Raw genomic sequence first — 17,490 nt, 5'->3', positions numbered from 1 at the left:
AAATAACCAAGAACACGACGTAAAAAAGCCTTAATTTTGAAATTTCTAACATAAATAATTAGGTTACGCAAACGCTATATTTATTTCAGCAATTATTTTTAATACTTCATTCTTAAACACATCAACTAGTGACTTGCAGTACTCATTGCTGCCACGGGTTGCACACTTGGTCCCTTAGTTACGCCAACAGCATCTCTATCTTTGACTTCACCTGTCGCAAACAATACTATTAAAATCACTAAAGACATAAAAATCATTTTACCCTCTTAATATATTCCAGCTATATACATTATTAGTGTTAAAATTAATTCACTTGTTATATCGCTTGTTTCTTATAACATATTTTATGAGATTTTTTCTTGTCATTCATTTTAAACTGCAACAATAAATCTCTCTCAGAAATAAATAGTTTCATGAAGCACCTTACACACATTTCCATGCTGATAATAAAGTACTACAAGAAAGCTCTATAACATACAAATTTTATTCAAATTCTTTAAAAAATGAAAATGAATCACGACGTAAAAAAGAAACTCTTAATTTTAAAATTTCTAACATAAATAGTCAGGTAAGACACTGATTACATACTTTCACACATACTAAAATATTTAACAAAGATCTAATTTGTTATAACGACGATAAAAGCTCACACCAGCACTGTATGTATTTCAGCAATTATTGCAAATACTTCATCTAACACATCAGTTACTACTGTCGTGGATCTTATATGTGTTTGCGCAAATTTAAGTGACAAACTTTTTCACCAACAACACTACAATTCCTACAATCATAGAAAAAATCGCTACACCAGGAATAAAAATCACTTTAACCTCTCATAAATTTACATAATGTATCTTTCAATTCAATACATCATTAGTATTAAATTAATATTGCGATCAACTCTCTCGTTATATTATCTATTTCTTATTTTTATTTTATAAGATTTTATAAATGTTGTCATTATAAATCTACTCATTTTAAAGCGCAACAATCAGCTTATCTCAGATATAAATAATTTCATGAAGCTCATTTACTTTTCTAACCACAAAAAACACAAAAATCATACCGCTATCTATAAAAAAATCATAACATTGATTATAAACTAGCAGATGTTGAATATAGGCTTGATATACGATAGATATTTAGTGTGGCTATTTGTAAATAATACGCTATAAGCTTGAAGCTTAAAAAACTTATAACATAAAATTTATAACATGTTGTAACTAAACACAGAAATGGATTGACTTATGAGTGATGAAACAACCTCGCCAACATCTGGTGACTATGGTGCTGATTCCATCAAAGTTCTCAAAGGCCTTGATGCTGTACGCAAACGTCCTGGAATGTACATCGGTGATACCGATGATGGGTCAGGTTTACATCATATGGTCTATGAAGTTGTCGACAACGCTATTGATGAAGCGTTAGCCGGTCATGCTACTCTTGTAAATGTCACACTCCATGCTGACGGCTCTTGTTCTGTTTGTGATAATGGACGTGGAATTCCAACTGATATTCATCCAACAGAAGGTGTTTCAGCCGCCGAAGTCATTATGACACAGCTTCATGCCGGTGGAAAATTTGATCAAAATTCTTATAAAGTTTCAGGAGGATTACACGGCGTCGGTGTTTCTGTTGTCAATGCGTTATCAACTTGGTTACAAATGCGAATCAAGCGTAATGGTAAAGTTCATGAGATGTCATTCACTCATGGTGTTGCCGATTCTCCCCTAAAAATTGTTGGTGATTGCGATACAGAAAGCGGAACAGAAATAAGATTCCTCCCCAGTTCTGAAACTTTCACCATGATTGAATTTGATTTTGAAACTTTGGAACGCCGTTTACGAGAACTTGCTTTTTTAAACTCTGGTGTGCACATTCTTCTTGTTGATAAACGTCACGCTGATGTTAAATCAATCGAATTACACTATGATGGCGGATTAATTGAATTTGTCAAATATATTGACCAATCAAAAAAAGCACTTATCGATAATCCTATTTACATTGCGAGTGAAAAAGATGGAATGAGTGTCGATGTCGCTTTATGGTGGAATGATTCCTATCACGAAAAAGTATTATGCTTTACAAACAATATTCCTCAACGCGATGGTGGAACCCATTTAGCAGGTTTCCGGAGTGCTTTAACACGTCAAATTAATGGCTATGCTGAATCTTCAGGCATTACGAAAAAAGAAAAAGTGAATTTAACAGGTGATGACTGTCGCGAAGGATTAACAGCTATTCTTTCAGTCAAAGTTCCTGATCCAAAATTCTCCTCTCAAACAAAAGATAAATTGGTTTCTTCTGAAGTACGTCCTATCGTTGAGAACTTAGTCAATGAAGGTCTTTCTGCATGGCTAGAAGAACACCCTAATGAAGCAAAAATTATCATTGGTAAAGTTGTAGAGGCAGCATCAGCACGAGAAGCCGCACGAAAAGCACGAGAGCTGACTCGAAGAAAAGGTGCCCTTGATATTACTTCGCTCCCAGGAAAACTTGCTGATTGTCAGGAACGTGATCCTGTAAAATCCGAAATCTTTATTGTTGAGGGAGATTCAGCGGGAGGCTCAGCAAAAAGTGGGCGCTCTCGTCAAAATCAAGCAATTTTGCCTTTGCGTGGTAAAATTCTCAATGTTGAGCGAGCACGTTTTGACCGAATGCTTTCATCTGAAATGATTGGAACACTAATCACTGCTCTGGGAACATCCATCGGTAAAGATGAATTTTCTCTTGAGAAATTGCGTTACCATAAAATCATTATTATGACAGATGCAGATGTCGATGGCGCCCATATTCGTACTTTACTTCTTACTTTCTTTTTCAGACAAATGCCTGAATTGATTGAGAATGGTCACCTTTATATTGCTCAACCACCGCTTTATAAAGTATCGCGAGGAAAGTCTTCTCAATACATTAAAAATGAAGCCGCCTTTGAAGAATTTTTGATTGATGCTGGTCTAGAAGAAACAACTTTAGAATTAGCAACAGGTGAAATTCGTGCAGGATCTGATTTGCGTCAATTGATCGAAGATGCTCGAGTGTTGCGCCGAGTTTTAAATGGTCTCCATACTCGCTATGATCGTACTCTTGTTGAACAAGCAGCAATCGCTGGTGCCTTTCATTCCGATGCTCTTGCAACACCAGAAAAAGCACAAAAAACTGCAGATAATATAGCCCACCATCTTAATTTAATTGCTGATGATACAGAACGTGGTTGGAGCGGTCACACAACATCAGATGGAGGACTGTATTTTGAACGTATCTTGCGTGGTGTTAAAGATGTTATAACTCTTGATGCAGGACTTATAAATTCAGCAGATGCACGCCAAATTGATCGCATTTCTCAAAACCTTATAGACATATATAGTCCGCCACCTCTTTTACATCGTAAAGATAAATCAGAAAGAATTTTTGGACCGATGAGTTTATTAGAGAGTATTTTTACAAATGGCAAAAAAGGTATTACGCTTCAGCGTTATAAAGGTCTTGGAGAAATGAATGCTGAACAGCTTTGGGAAACAACTCTTGATCCCAATGCGCGTTCTCTTTTACAAGTTAAAATCAACGATGCAACGGATGCAGATTCTCTCTTTTCTCGTTTAATGGGAGATGAAGTAAAGCCACGTCGCAATTTTATTCAAGATAACGCCTTAAGAGTTGCTAATCTTGATATCTAAAAAACTCTTCTGTTTTTAGCTGTATGAACATCGTTGTTTTACGCATTACTGTTTTGTATTGGAATATTTTCATTATACTTTCTTTGCGATAAAAACTTACAATAAAAAATAAGAAAGGTCATGCATATGACAGCTGAAATAGAACGCACAGGAGCCAAAGGTGGCATGGAGCGCTCTTTTGGCTTTAAAGAAATCGATGAAGATCAAAAACAATCCATGGTTGATGGTGTATTTCATTCTGTCGCTAAAAATTATGATAGAATGAATGATATTCTATCTCTTGGATTGCACCGTGCATGGAAAAACTCCATGGTTGCATGGTTATCTCCTCCAGCGCGTTCTGGCTGGAAGGTTCTTGATGTCGCTGGTGGAACTGGTGACATTGCTTTTCGCATTCTCCGTGCATCACGTCAAAAAGCTCATGCAACTGTGCTTGATATTAATAGTTCCATGTTAAGCGTTGGTCAAAAACGTGCTCATGAAAATGGTCTTATTTCTCTTATCGATTTTGTTGAGGCCAATGCAGAAGATCTCCCTTTTGAAGATCAAAGCTTTGATGCTTACACGATTGCGTTTGGAATCCGTAATGTACCTCATATCGATAAAGCTCTTACAGAAGCTTTTCGTGTTTTAAAACCTGGTGGTCGTTTTTTATGCTTAGAATTTTCAAATGTTGAAATATCTCTCCTTGAAAAAATTTATGACCTATGGTCTTTCCATGTAATTCCTCAACTGGGTCAACTCATTGCAGGAGATAGAGACGCATATCGTTATTTGGTTGAATCCATTCGCAAATTTCCCAAACAAGATGACTTTGCTCATATGATCAAAAATGCAGGTTTTTCACGCGTATCATATCGCAATCTCACAGGTGCAATAGCGGCAATGCATTCAGGCTGGAAGATTTAACATGGTACAGATTTTCACTTATTTTCAATTAATACGGGCAGGATGGATTCTTACACGTGAAGGCGTTCTCAGTGCTCTCCCCAGTGATGATCTTCAAGGATTTCCAGCATTTTGTCATCGTATAGCAAAAACTTTAGCACGACGAAAAACGAAAAAGAAGTGCCGATCTGAGAATATATCACATGCAATCAATAAGCTTGGTCCTTCTTACATCAAACTTTGCCAATTTCTTGCCACTAGGCCTGATATTGTGGGGCGTGATGTTGCAGAAGATTTAGCACAATTACAAGATCGTGTTCCAACATTTCCTCGCACCGCCGCCATTGCTCAAATTGAAAGTTCACTCGGTCGCTCTATTAACGATTTATTCTCAAACTTTCACTCACCCATTGCCGCCGCTTCCGTTGCTCAAGTTCATCCTGCTGAATATTATGACGAAAAAGGTCATAAAAAAAAATGCGCTGTTAAAGTTATCCGTCCTAACATTAGAGCCCGTTTTGCTAAAGATCTTAAAAGCTTTTACTTCATTGCTCATTTACAAGAACGTTATATTCCCTCTTCTCGACGCCTCCGTCCTGTTTGTGTCGTTGACACCTTAGCGCAAATTACACGCATTGAAATGGACTTGCGTTTAGAAGCTGCAGCGATGTCAGAAATGGCTGAGAATACTAAAAATGATTCAGGTTTTCGCGTTCCCAAAGTTGATTGGGAACGAACAGGGCGTAATGTTCTAACCATGGAATGGATTGATGGTATAAAAATGTCTGATATTCCAGCCCTCCAAGAAGCAGGCTTTAATTTAAAATCTTTAGCAGTAACACTGGTTCAATCTTTTCTTCGTCATACCTTGCGTGATGGCTTCTTCCACGCCGACATGCATCCTGGTAACTTATTTGTCGATCCACAAGGATGTATTGTTGCCGTCGATTTAGGCATTACCGGACGGCTTGGCAAAAAAGAAAAGCATTTTCTTGCCGAAATTCTTTACGGATTTATCACCCGCGATTACCATAGAGTAGCACGCGCTCATTTTGAAGCAGGTTATGTTCCATCCCATCATAATATTGAAAATTTTGCACAAGCTAACAGAGCCATTGGTGAACCTATTCATGGACAGTCGGCACAAAGCATTTCGATGGCTAAATTACTTACACTTTTATTTGAAGTTACTGAATTATTTGATATGCAAACACGGCCTGAGCTTTTATTGCTGCAAAAAACTATGGTCGTTGTGGAAGGCATCGCCCGTACATTGGATCCCAATTTTAATATGTGGAAATCTTCTGAACCAATCGTCAAAGAATGGATCAGCAAAAATTTAGGCCCAATAGGTCTCATAAAAGATTTCAATGAAGGAGCAGAAGCTCTATTATCCCTCGCACGAAAAACACCACAATTGATCACTAACTTCCAAAATATAGAAGAAAAATTCAATCAAATAACAAAAACAGGCTTTCATCTTTCGCCTCTTACTCTCAAGCAACTTGCTTTAGAACAAAGTCGCGCTCAACGTCATAATCATTACCGCCTTCTTATTATTTCTCTTAGTGTTCTCTTCTTATTTTTTTTCTTTTTCACCTTTCCTAATTGATTTAATCTGTTAAAAATACCTTAAATAAAATCATTGAAATCATTTTATTTATTGGATCTCTTTCATGGCCAGTATTACTATTCGCAACCTCTCATCTGAAGCTAAAGAATTTTTACGCGTCCGTGCCGCAAAAAATGGTGTTTCTATGGAAGAAGAAGCTCGTCGTTTATTAAGCAATCCAACTGTATCATACACACCATCTTTGCAGGCAACGCCTCTTAATATGCAATCATTGAAATCAAAATCTATTCTTCTTATTATTGGCGGTGGTATTTCAGCTTATAAAACACTAGATTTAATTCGTCGTTTACAAGAACGTGGAGCACGCTTAAACATTATCATGACACAAGCTGCTCAAAAATTTATTACTCCTTTAGCCGCAGAATCTCTAAGTGGAAGCACTGTATATAGTGATTTATTTTCACATAAAGAAGAACATGATATCGGTCATATCCGATTAGCACGTGATGCTGATTTAATTATTTTAGCTCCAGCAACCGCCAACCGTATTGCAAAAATGGTTGCTGGAATAGGAGATGACCTCGCCAATTGTGTGCTTCTAGCAGCACGCTGCCCACTCTTAATTGCACCTGCCATGAATCCAGCAATGTGGACACATCCAGCAACTGTTCGCAATGTCGCACAACTCCACGCAGATGGCATTCATATAATCGGACCAGAAATCGGTGAAATGGCAGAAAAAAATGAAGCTGGGTGTGGACGCATGAGTGAACCCTTAACGATTGTAGCCGCAGCAGAAGCACTTTTAAATGAACAAAAAAAACCATTATCTGGACGCCATTTTATCGTTACATCTGGTCCAACCCATGAACCCATTGATCCTGTTCGTTATATTGCGAATCACTCATCAGGAAAACAAGGACACGCAATTGCGATTGCTTTAGCCAATCTGGGTGCTACAGTTACACTTATTTGTGGGCCTGTAAATCTCGCTGATCCACAAAAAGTAAAAACAATTCATGTTAACACAGCTTGCGAAATGTTACAGGCTGTAAAAGACGCTTTACCTGCTGATGGCGCTATTTTTGTTGCGGCTGTCTGCGACTGGCGAAGTCAAACACTTTCTTCTCAAAAAATAAAAAAAGAAACCAATAAAGCACCACTCTCTCTGAACATGGTTGAAAATCCTGATATTCTAGCAACAATTGGTCATGCTCCAAATCGTCCTTCACTTGTCGTTGGTTTTGCTGCTGAAACAGATAACCTCATTGTTAATGCACAAAAAAAACTAATCCAAAAAGGAGCAGATTTCATTCTTGCCAATAATGTGTCTATTTGTGTTGATGGTAAAAGTGTTATGGGTTCTGATACAAATCAAGTTTATTTAATCAGCAAAGAAAACGTTAAACAATGGCCACACATGAGTAAACAACAAGTTGCTGAAAAATTAGCCAACACTATTGTTTCATTTTTCTCTTCATCTGCTTTTACCGATTAAAATAAAAAAACATCAATTTATGTCATGTGAATGCAAATAATTCTGCAAAAATTTTATTCAGTTACAGAACAAGCTTAGAACTTTATCGAAGCATAACAGATAACAGAATTAGCCTTTATCTCTCTAACAATTTTTATCTATCTAATAATTAATGTTAAGTATAATTCTTAAAATTCTGCATGATAATTCAAATATCATGTATGCTATTTCTGCAAAAAGCGATCAATGAAGTACTCAGAAAAACATCATTTGTTGACATAAGCTAAAAATAATCGAATAACACGCAGTTGCATATTTGACATTAAAATAAAAAAACAAGTAAAATACTTTACACAATTGCTAGCATCTTTGCTGTAGGGAGGGTTTTCATTTAAATCATTATCACTCTAGGGAATTAATGAATAATGATAGAATTAAAATCGTTCCAAACTAATGAAAATTGGATCATTATATTAAATATGATTTATTTAACCAGAAAAATTCAATTATTTAGTCTTATACTTCAAAAATCACACTTAAAGTGCATAACATCTTAGGAAAGGTCACAAAGATGAACTGGATTACAAATTATGTGCGTCCTAAAATAAACTCTATATTAGGTCGTCGTGAAATTCCAGAGAATCTATGGGTGAAAGATCCCACAAGTGGTGAAATGGTATTCCAAAAAGATTTAGAGTCGAATCAATATGTGTTTCCTTCTTCTGGTTATCATATGCGTATCAGCGCTAAGAATCGCCTCATGCATTTTTTTGATGATGGTGTTTATACACCACTAGAAAATCCAAAAGTTGTAACGGATCCATTAAAATTCCGAGATGAAAAACGCTATATTGATCGGTTAAAGGATTATCGTTCAAAACTTGGTGTTGATGATAATATTTTAAGCGCACAAGGCACTATTGAGGGTTTACCGATTATTGCTACTGTTCAAGATTTTGCTTTTATGGGGGGATCTCTTGGCATGGCTTCAGGAGAAGCTATTATCAAAGCCTTTGAAACCGCTATTGCAGAAAAATGTCCGTTAGTTCTTTTTTCTGCTTCAGGTGGAGCACGAATGCAAGAGGGAACACTCTCATTAATGCAAATGCCCCGAACAACAGTAGCAATTGAAATGATAAAAGAAGCAAAACTACCCTATATTGTCGTTCTCACCAACCCTACTACAGGAGGCGTTACAGCCTCCTATGCTATGCTCGGTGATATTCACATAGCCGAACCAGGTGCTATGATTGGTTTTGCAGGTCCTCGCGTCATTCAGCAAACTATCCGCGAAACTTTACCTGAAGGCTTCCAAAGCAGTGAATATCTCCTTGAACATGGCATGATTGATATGGTTGTGTCACGCTTAAATATGAAAAGCACTATTGCACGACTTTTACGTTTGATGATGAAGCACCCTGCACCATCTAAATCCTCTCATTCATCTTCCATAGATTCTTAATCATAGCTTTTAATTTTAATCTCAAAACAGCTTAAATTCTATAAAAACTGTATGCAAAAAACGATAGATGATTTACTAGAAAACTATCCAAAAAGATGTGATCTTTCTTTAGATCGTATGTTTCGCCTTTTAGAACGCCTCGATAATCCTCATTTAAAACTTGCACCCGTTATCCATATTGCAGGAACAAATGGAAAAGGCTCCGCCTCTGCCATTTGCCGAGCACTTTTAGAGAGTGCTGGTTATCGCGTGCATGTATACAGCTCACCTCATTTAGTCAATTGGAATGAACGCTATCGGCTTGGCCAAAAAGGAAGCGGGCAATTTGTTACAGAAAAAGAATTAACTGAAACAGTTCATAAAATTATAGCAATAAACTGTAAAGAACCAATCACTGTTTTCGAAATTTTAACAGCAGCTGCCTTTATGTTATTTAGCACATATCCAGCTGACGCAGTTATTTTAGAGGTCGGATTAGGAGGACGTTTTGATGCCACAAATGTTATCCAAAAACCTGCTGTCTCTCTTATCATGCCGATTGACTATGATCATGAAGTTTTTCTTGGCAACACAGTAGAAAAAATTGCTTTTGAAAAAGGAGGCATTATTAAGCCCAGAACTCCTCTTGTTATTGGAAAACAAAATCACGATGCCGTTTATTCTGTTTTAAGTACTCTTGCCGAAAAAAATAAAGCTCCTTGTTCTTTTTTTGATCAAGATTATGCAAGCTATGAAGAACATGGACGCATGGTATTTCAAAACGACCAAGGCCTGATGGATCTACCTCTCCCAAATCTTGTTGGTGCACATCAAATTGCAAACGCTGGAGCTTCTATTCAAGCTATTTTTCAAGCAGGTTTCCAACTTCCAGAATATACAATAAGCAAAGCTATACAAAATATATACTGGCCGGCACGAATGCAGCATCTTACTTATGGCCACTTAGTTGATCAACTTCTTCCTCATACTCATTTATGGCTTGATGGCGGTCACAACCCTGCCGCGGGAAAAGTCGTTGCCGCAGAATTAATTCGCTGGAAAAAAAACTCAAACCGTCCCATTGTGATGATTGCCAGTATGCTTAATACCAAAGATGCTACCGGTTATTTTCGTCCATTAGCCAATCTCATCGATAAAGTATATACTGTTCCCTTAACTTCTAGCAATGCAGGAATCGATCCTATAACTTTAGCTGAATCAGCACAAAAAGCAGGCCTTATTGCTATCCCACAAGATAATTTACAAAATGCTTTTAATAAAATTAATTTAGAATATAAAGAAGCCATCATCTTTATTGGTGGATCTCTTTATCTTGCAGGCGATATTTTACGTGACAATGAAACACCGCCATGTTAGCAATTCGCTGTTTGTGAAGCTTTAAAAAATAGAATTTTTGATCATGAAACTTGATTGTACACTTTATCAATATCCTAAACTTATCACTGTTTTTGGTGGTTCAGGTTTTGTAGGACGGTATGTTGTTGAAGCTTTAACCAAACGAGGTTATCGCGTTCGAATTGCTGTACGTCGTCCACAAAAAGCTTATTATATGCTGCAAATCGGTGAAGTAGGGCAAACTCAAATGCTTCAAACCGATGTCAAACACCGTGCTTCTGTTGCACGCGCTCTCATGGGTGCAGATGCTGCAATCTTTCTTCCTGGCAGCTTGACACAAACAAGTCGATCAAATTTCAAAAAAATACAAATTGATGGCACACAAAATGTTTCCGAATTAGCAGCTCAAGCTGGTATTCCTCTCATTCATATGTCAACACTCATTGCAAATGAGAATGCGTCTCTCTTTTATGCACGCGCAAAATTTCTTAGTGAGCAGATTGTTCAAAATACGCACCCTGAAGCAGTTATCATGCGCTCATCCATTATTTTTGGAGCAGAAGATTGTTTCTTTAACACTTTAGCAAATTTAGCTCGTTTTTTACCGATTATGCCGCTTTTTGGTGGCGGACAAAGCAAATTTCAACCCGTATACGTAGGCGATATTGCAAAATTTATTATCCACGCTTTAGAAGGTCACGTTCTCTCTGGGAAAACATATGATCTTGGTGGACCACAGGTTGTAACATTTCAAAATATTCTCGAAAATATATTCAAAATTATTTATCGACAAAAAATTATTGTCCCCATGCCTTTTGCTGTTGGTCTTACCATTGGAAGCTTTTTAGGTGTTATCGGTAAATTACCTCTTCTATCACCAGTCATAACAGCAGATCAAATACGCTTCCTGCAAATGAATAATATTGTTTCTCAAGAAGCTATAGACAATGGATACACTCTAGAAGGCATAGGAATTACACCCAAAACGATGGCTGCTATTTTGCCAAATTACTTATGGCGCTTTCGCCCACAAGGGCAGTTCTCTCAAGACTTTCCTGTTTAATGTATTTTTTCATCAACAATAGATAAAAAGTAATCCTAACGCTAAAGGTTGTTCTCATACCTTTTTTCTAAAAAACATCGTGTCAATGTCTTTGTCATTCAAAAGTCAAATAAGACTCTGTGATTATTATATTCTCAATAAAGTTTTTGTGCTCAAGGCTCATATTTTTCCTTAACACAAATATGTTTTCTACTATACAAGCTTATAGACATTTTAAAATGACTTTTTATATAAAGAAATCCTTATATTTGCTTGCGTTTTTTTTAAATTTCTCATACCGTCTTGAAAAAAATCTATTTTGAAGGAATAAGAAATGGCAGTTCAAGATTATATTGTTAAAGATATCACGCTTGCTGCTTACGGTCGTAAAGAGCTTGATATTGCAGAAACGGAAATGCCCGGTTTAATGGCTTGCCGTAAAGAATTTTCTTCTTGTCAACCTTTACGCGGAGCACGTATTTCCGGTTCATTACATATGACAATCCAAACGGGTGTTTTAATTGAAACACTCAAAGCTCTAGGAGCTGACGTGCGTTGGAGTTCGAGTAATATTTTTTCTACACAAGATCATGCCGCAGCCGCCATCGCCGCTGCAGGTATTTCTGTTTTTGCCATTAAAGGTGAAACACTTGAAGAATATTGGACCTATATAGACGCGATTTTCCAATGGCCTGATGGAAATCTTTCCAATCTTATCTTAGATGATGGAGCTGATGCAACCAATTATATTATAACGGGCAGCTATGCAGAAGAAAACAAAGATATTTTACTGCATCCAAAAACAGAAGAAGAAGAATTTTTTTTCAAACAAATCCAAAAGCGTATAGCTGCAACACCAGGTTTTTTTACGCGCCAACGCGCAGCAATTAAAGGTGTCAGTGAAGAAACAACGACAGGTGTAAACCGCCTCTATCAATTACACAAAAAAGGACTTTTGCCTTTTCCAGTCATTAATGTGAATGATAGCGTAACAAAATCAAAATTTGATAATAAATATGGATGTAAAGAATCATTAGTTGACGGCATCCGACGAGGAACAGATGTGATGATAGCTGGTAAAACAGCTATTGTTTGCGGTTATGGTGATGTTGGTAAAGGCTCTGCAGCTTCACTCTCTGGTGCTGGAGCACGCGTTAAAGTAACAGAGATTGATCCTATTTGCGCTCTTCAAGCTGCAATGGATGGTTATGAAGTTGTTACTTTAGATGATGCAGCCTCTAGTGCAGACATCATTATAACAACAACCGGAAATAAAGATATTGTCCGTTTAGAACATATGCGACAAGTTAAAGATATGTGCATCATAGGAAATATCGGTCATTTTGATAATGAAATCCAAGTATCAGCTCTCAGAAATTTACCGTGGACAAATATTAAACCGCAAGTTGACATGATCACATTTCCCGATGGAAAACGAATTATTTTATTATCTGAAGGACGTTTGCTGAATCTTGGAAATGCGACAGGTCATCCTTCCTTCGTTATGTCTGCTTCATTTACCAACCAAGTTCTAGCTCAAATTGAACTCTTCACTCATACAGAAAATTATAAAAACGAAGTTACTGTCTTACCCAAACATCTTGATGAAAAAGTTGCACGTCTTCATCTTGATCGACTAGGAGTCAAATTAAGCATTTTATCGGAAGAGCAAGCTGCTTATATTGGAGTCAAACCACAAGGACCTTATAAACCAAATCATTACCGTTATTAAAACGTTTCCTTGGTTTGAAAAACAAAAGGAAAACACATCGTGGGGAACTATAACCCTAAGAAAAAAACGCAAAAATTTATCCAAATTGGTTCTCATATTTTGTGCTTTCTTTTCTTTCTTTTTCCAATGCACGCTATTGCCAAACCATTGATTTCTGATTTACTTTCTACCCTCACTTTTCCAGATGGAGTATGGCTTATCATAGTGCTCTTCGGAGGTCTTTCTTGCGCTTCTTTTCTCACATGCATTGCAGTTATTATCAATACGAAAAGAGTTTTGCGAAAACCCTTAAAAGCAATACAAGAAGATTTCGTTGAAAAACTTAAGCATTATGAATGGTTTTTAGAAAAAACAGGACAATGCCTTCTGATTTGGGAAAATCCAATAGCCAAACCACGTATAGATGGGAGTATTCCTGTATTACAAAAAATAGGAATTAGCCGTCAAAATTTCCAGAAATTTGAACATTGGCTTGAAGCGTCTTCTTTTCAACAACTCAATAAAGCATTGACTCAACTGCTTCATCAGGGTTGCTCTTTCGAACTTTTTATCACCACAACAAATAAAACATTATTGCACGTTACAGGAATCATCGCAGGAACCACAGCTATTGCGCGTTTTCAAGATGCTTCAGCACTGCAAAACGAAAATACTCGTCTTCAGAACGATATGGCTCAAATTCTTAAAGAATTGCGAATGCAACGTAATCTCCTCGATCGTATTAAAGAACCCATATGGATCTTAGATCATGAAGGAAAAATCATTTTTATAAATCGCGTTTTTCGCGAAATGATAAACTTTCAAGAAAATAGCGATAGCATTATTGATCTTTTTAATGAAACCACACAGCGTAAAACAAATGAAATAGAAACTGTTTTTCAAGACCATATCCATACAGTTATTGATGGAGAAAGACATCATTTTCATCTTACACGAATTACCACCAATGAAGGGATGGCCGCTTTTGCTCGTGATGATAGCGCATATGAAAATCTTACCAATGAAATGAAGCACATTCTTCAAAGTCATTGTGAAATACTTGACCAAATTTCAACAGCTGTTGCGATCTTTGATACCAATCAAAAATTAAAATTTTGCAACCATGCTTTTAAAGTTTTATGGCCATTAGAAAGCTCTTTTCTAGAGAGTGAACCAAGTCATACTTTGCTTCTTGAGCGTCTGCGTGAAAAAGGATTTATTAATGAACACCCTAATTGGCGTGCTTGGAAAGAAGATCTTTTTAAAGCTTCTCAACAAACAGCATCAAATCAACAAATTTGGGATTTGCCTGACGGACGTACAGTGCGTGTCATCTCTACCCCTCACCCGCAAGGGGGGGTCACTTGGCTTTATGAAAATCTCACAGAAAAAATTGATCTTGAACGGCGCTATAACACACTGATCAAAATACAAGGGGAAACACTTGATAAACTTTCTGAAGGTGTCGTTGTTTTTGGTACTGATGGACGTCTTCGTTTATCCAATCCAGCTTTATCAACATTATGGTCCTTACCCTATAATTTACTCGTAGAAGGCACACATATTACACAGCTACAAACTCATTGTTCCTCTTTAACAACTGGAACAGAATGGAATCTATTTACTCAATTTGTCACTGGCTTTCCTGAAAAACGTGACACACTTTCAGGCCGTATAGATTTAAACAGTGGAATGATCCTTGATTACACATTAGCGCCCTTGCCTGACGGACAAACAATGTTAACCTTTGTTAATGTCACAGATAGTGTTCATGTCGCACGGGCTCTTCAAGAAAAAAATGAAGCTTTAGAAAGCGCTGATCGTCTTCGCAATGAATTCGTTCAACATGTTTCTTACGAATTGCGTACACCTCTTACAAATATTATTGGATTTTCTGATATTTTACGAGATCAAATTTTTGGCTCTATCAATGAACGTCAGTACGAGTACCTTGGTTATATTCATTCAGAATCGGGTACACTGTTAAATCTTGTCAATGATATCCTTGATCTCGCAACCCTCGATGCAGGTATTATGACACTGGATATAAAATCAGTGAATATTGCAAATGCTATGGCGCAAGCAGTCACACGAATAGAAGAACGTCTTAACGGACGTCATATTACACTTGTGCAACAAATTTCTCCTTCTTTAAACTTTATTTCTGCTGATGCGACACGTTTGCATCAAATTTTTGTTAACGTTCTTAATAATGCTGTCAATTTTGCAACAGAAAAAAGTACAATTGAATTTTGTGCCAACATGCAAGATCATACTATAATTTTTAGCGTTCATAATGAAGGATCTGATATTCCTGCTGATATTCTTGATCGCATTTTCAAGCGTTTTTCTTCTCATTCTCATCACGGTGGACGTGCCGGAGCAGGCCTTGGCCTCTCTCTTGTTAAAAGCTTTGTTGAACTTCATGGTGGACACGTTGAAATTTGCACTGGAACAGAACAAGGAACAACAGTTAAATGTTTTTTCCCAATTCCAAAATGAAATAAAACTCTATAATCTCACTCCGTTATTACATTTTTTCTCCATCAATGGCCTATCTAATGAATTTTAGTTTTTTTCTTGAAAATGAAGAAGCAACAAAACTTTTTGCTCAAGATTTAGCTTTCGCTCTAAAACGAGGCGATCTTGTCACACTTCAAGGCGATCTTGGAGCAGGAAAATCAACTTTTGCACGTGCGCTCATTCATGCTCTTGCCAATGATGATACTCTTGATGTGCCAAGTCCTACTTTTACTCTTACTCAAACTTATCAACTTCCGCAATTTGAAATTATTCACGCTGATTTTTATCGCCTTTCTACAGAGGAAGAAATTGATGAATTAGGACTTTATGAAGCTCGTGAACAAAGTGTTTTGCTCGTTGAGTGGCCAGAAAAAGGAGAAAACCTTTTAGGACCTGCGACTTTTGCGCTTACATTAAAACATGAAAACTGTGGGCGCCATATCACCCTTATATCCGCAGAACATTCTATCGAACGTTTGCAAAAATCTTTTGCAATTCGTACTTTTTTAAAAGCCCATGGTCGTGGTCATGTTCATCGTTATTTTTTAACTGGCGATGACTCAACGCGTTCTTATGAAATTTTGGATGATGGCCATCATCAAGAAATTCTGATGAAAGCCCAAACTCTGCAAACGACACAAAATACAGCTTTTTCTGACGTGAATCGAATGAATCTTGCTACAGATATTCGTCAGTTTGTAGGAATTAGTCAGCTTCTCTTAAATCATGGATTTTATGCCCCTCATATCTTTGCAAAAGATTTTGAAAAAGGTCTTTTGATTTTAGAAGATCTTGGACATGAAGGACTTTTAGATCAAGAAGGACAACCTATAGAAGAACGATACATTGCTTGTAGTGAATTTCTCGCAACTTTTCACCAAAAATCATGGTCTTTAGAGAATCAATTTTCAATGTTTTTTCTCAAAATTCCCTTTTATGATTACCAGACGATGCAAGCAGAACTTTCTTTACTTCTCGACTGGTATCTTCCTTTTCACACACAAAAAAACATAGAAAAAGAACAACGTGAAGCTTTTTTCACTTGTTGGAAACCTTACCTTGAAGAGCTTATTAAAACCGAAAATACCTTTGTCATGCGCAACTATCACTCACCAAACATTCTTTGGCGTGAACATCAAAAAGGAACAGATCGAATCGGCCTCATCGATTTTCAAGATGGTTTAAAGGGACCAACTGTCTATGATTTGGTTTCTTTGGCACAAGATGCGCATCTCTTTATTTCTCCAAAACTTGAAGAAAAACTCATCAATGCCTATTGCCATGCGCGCCATCAAGCACAAAATTCTTTTAATGAAGATGAATTGCGCAAATTTTATGCCGTTGCAGGAGCGCAACGTGTTTCAAAAATTTTAGGTCTTTTTGTACAACTTCATCAACGAGATGGAAAATCATCATATCTAAAACATTTACCTCACATGCAAGATTATCTCATTCGTAATCTTTCACACCCAATTTTAGCTCCTTTATACGATTTTTATAAAGAAATTGGCCTTCTTGAAAAAACATCGTAGACTTTTAACTTGTTCATTTATGATGTTGCTTCAAAAACCTCGTAACAGTAAAACATGATGTAACAATGCATCTCTCTTCATTTACCGCTATTCTTATATCCATTCAGCGTATATGCTTTGTTAGATCTCTGCTGAAAGAGACAGAAATTTAAAATATTGTCTGTCATATTCATAACAATACAGCTTTCCATATATTCTGGATTCATCGGTTTCATACAACAAGAATAAATTTATATCAAAATACGAAATAACCACAAAACTGTTATGAGT

The 17,490-nt window shown here is 36.8% G+C and carries 10 protein-coding genes; all 10 read left to right on the top strand.

The genetic code is table 11. The features are described from left to right. Window positions 1-1,247: 1,247 nt before the first annotated feature. The 10 genes from gyrB (at window position 1,248) to tsaE (ending at window position 17,220) form a co-directional block, all read left to right on the top strand. Window positions 1,248-3,677: a DNA topoisomerase (ATP-hydrolyzing) subunit B gene (gyrB, locus tag NPY00_RS00620; protein WP_269020098.1), complete on the top strand. Its 2,430-nt coding sequence runs from the start codon at window positions 1,248-1,250 to the stop codon at window positions 3,675-3,677. 126 nt (window positions 3,678-3,803) lie between these two features. Beyond that, window positions 3,804-4,586 (top strand): bifunctional demethylmenaquinone methyltransferase/2-methoxy-6-polyprenyl-1,4-benzoquinol methylase UbiE, encoded by a 783-nt coding sequence (gene ubiE / locus NPY00_RS00615; protein WP_269020097.1) that lies wholly within the window; start codon window positions 3,804-3,806, stop codon window positions 4,584-4,586. 1 nt (window position 4,587) lies between these two features. Continuing rightward, complete coding sequence (gene ubiB, locus NPY00_RS00610; RefSeq protein WP_269020096.1) at window positions 4,588-6,177, top strand: 2-polyprenylphenol 6-hydroxylase; 1,590 nt, start codon at window positions 4,588-4,590, stop codon at window positions 6,175-6,177. A 64-nt stretch (window positions 6,178-6,241) separates the two neighbouring features. After that, window positions 6,242-7,636, top strand: a complete 1,395-nt coding sequence (gene coaBC / locus NPY00_RS00605; RefSeq protein WP_269020095.1) for a bifunctional phosphopantothenoylcysteine decarboxylase/phosphopantothenate--cysteine ligase CoaBC — start codon at window positions 6,242-6,244, stop codon at window positions 7,634-7,636. A gap of 550 nt (window positions 7,637-8,186) precedes the next feature. Then, a complete protein-coding gene (gene accD / locus NPY00_RS00600; protein WP_269020094.1) occupies window positions 8,187-9,077 on the top strand; it encodes an acetyl-CoA carboxylase, carboxyltransferase subunit beta in 891 nt (296 codons plus the stop codon). Between the two features lie 51 nt (window positions 9,078-9,128). Continuing rightward, window positions 9,129-10,433 (top strand): bifunctional folylpolyglutamate synthase/dihydrofolate synthase, encoded by a 1,305-nt coding sequence (locus NPY00_RS00595; RefSeq protein WP_269020093.1) that lies wholly within the window; start codon window positions 9,129-9,131, stop codon window positions 10,431-10,433. A gap of 43 nt (window positions 10,434-10,476) precedes the next feature. Next, window positions 10,477-11,475, top strand: coding sequence for a complex I NDUFA9 subunit family protein (locus NPY00_RS00590; RefSeq protein ID WP_269020092.1), 999 nt, complete (start codon window positions 10,477-10,479; stop codon window positions 11,473-11,475). 313 nt (window positions 11,476-11,788) lie between these two features. Next, window positions 11,789-13,186 (top strand): adenosylhomocysteinase, encoded by a 1,398-nt coding sequence (gene ahcY / locus NPY00_RS00585; protein ID WP_269020091.1) that lies wholly within the window; start codon window positions 11,789-11,791, stop codon window positions 13,184-13,186. 39 nt (window positions 13,187-13,225) lie between these two features. Beyond that, window positions 13,226-15,667, top strand: a complete 2,442-nt coding sequence (locus NPY00_RS00580) for a sensor histidine kinase (protein ID WP_269020090.1) — start codon at window positions 13,226-13,228, stop codon at window positions 15,665-15,667. 59 nt (window positions 15,668-15,726) lie between these two features. Then, window positions 15,727-17,220: a tRNA (adenosine(37)-N6)-threonylcarbamoyltransferase complex ATPase subunit type 1 TsaE gene (gene tsaE / locus NPY00_RS00575; protein ID WP_269020089.1), complete on the top strand. Its 1,494-nt coding sequence runs from the start codon at window positions 15,727-15,729 to the stop codon at window positions 17,218-17,220. Window positions 17,221-17,490 lie beyond the last annotated feature (270 nt).

Origin of the sequence: Bartonella sp. F02, assembly GCF_026929975.1 — a bacterium.
Classification (GTDB): Bacteria; Pseudomonadota; Alphaproteobacteria; order Rhizobiales; family Rhizobiaceae; genus Bartonella.
The sequence above is the reverse complement of the archived record's forward strand: the minus strand, read 5'-3'. Positions and strand labels throughout refer to the sequence as shown.

Excerpts from the sequence above, each read along its gene's own strand:
- gyrB (WP_269020098.1), top strand. The coding sequence starts at position 1,248 with ATGAGTGATGAAACAACCTCGCCAACATCTGGTGACTATGGTGCTGAT.
- ubiE (WP_269020097.1), top strand. The coding sequence starts at position 3,804 with ATGACAGCTGAAATAGAACGCACAGGAGCCAAAGGTGGCATGGAGCGC.
- ubiB (WP_269020096.1), top strand. The coding sequence starts at position 4,588 with ATGGTACAGATTTTCACTTATTTTCAATTAATACGGGCAGGATGGATT.
- coaBC (WP_269020095.1), top strand. The coding sequence starts at position 6,242 with ATGGCCAGTATTACTATTCGCAACCTCTCATCTGAAGCTAAAGAATTT.
- accD (WP_269020094.1), top strand. The coding sequence starts at position 8,187 with ATGAACTGGATTACAAATTATGTGCGTCCTAAAATAAACTCTATATTA.
- NPY00_RS00595 (WP_269020093.1), top strand. The coding sequence starts at position 9,129 with ATGCAAAAAACGATAGATGATTTACTAGAAAACTATCCAAAAAGATGT.
- NPY00_RS00590 (WP_269020092.1), top strand. The coding sequence starts at position 10,477 with ATGAAACTTGATTGTACACTTTATCAATATCCTAAACTTATCACTGTT.
- ahcY (WP_269020091.1), top strand. The coding sequence starts at position 11,789 with ATGGCAGTTCAAGATTATATTGTTAAAGATATCACGCTTGCTGCTTAC.
- tsaE (WP_269020089.1), top strand. The coding sequence starts at position 15,727 with ATGAATTTTAGTTTTTTTCTTGAAAATGAAGAAGCAACAAAACTTTTT.